This window comes from Pseudomonas sp. HMSC067G02, from assembly GCF_001813485.1.
Classification (GTDB): domain Bacteria; phylum Pseudomonadota; class Gammaproteobacteria; order Pseudomonadales; family Pseudomonadaceae; genus Pseudomonas; species Pseudomonas aeruginosa.
In genome coordinates this window covers 1-650 of record NZ_KV812645.1, presented here as the reverse complement: position 1 = coordinate 650, position 650 = coordinate 1, and the positions used below count along the sequence as shown (strand labels likewise).

General features: G+C 66.5%; 1 protein-coding gene. It reads right to left on the bottom strand.

The features are described from left to right. The coding region (locus tag HMPREF2914_RS09335; RefSeq protein ID WP_139148198.1) for an AMP-binding protein at nucleotides 1-650 on the bottom strand (650 nt) is incomplete at both ends.

The following is a 650-nucleotide window of genomic DNA, read 5'->3' as shown; positions in this document are numbered from 1 at the left end:
ACGCCTGCAGCATCGACGGCACGAAGTGCAGCGTGTCGACCCCTTCGCGGTTGATCAGCTCCACCAGCTTCGCCGGATCGCGATGATCGCCCGGCGCGGCCACCACCAAACGCGCCCCGCTCATCAGCGGCCAGAAGAACTCCCAGACCGACACGTCGAAGCTGAACGGGGTCTTCTGCAACACCGTATCGCCGACGCCCAGCCCATAGGCCTGCTGCATCCAGCACAAGCGGTTGCTCAGCGCCGAATGGCGGTTGCCGGCGCCCTTGGGCTTGCCGGTGGAGCCGGAGGTGTAGATGACATAGGCAAGATTCTCGCCGTTCAGCTCGATCCCCGGATTGTTCTCGGCATGGTTTTCCAGCCAGGCATCGGCCTGGTCCAGGTCGATCCGTTGCACACCTTGCGCCAGCGGCAGCTTCAGGTGCGACTGGCTGAGCAGCAGCTGCACGCCGCTGTCCTCCAGCATGTAGGCCTGGCGCTCCTCGGGATACTCCGGGTCCACCGGCACGTAGGCGCCGCCGGCCTTGAGGATCGCCATCAGGGCCACGACCATCTCGATGGAACGCTCCATGGCCACGCCCACCAGGCGGTCCGCGCCGATCCCGCGCTCGATCAAGGCATGCGCCAGGCGGTTGGCCCGGCGGTTCAGC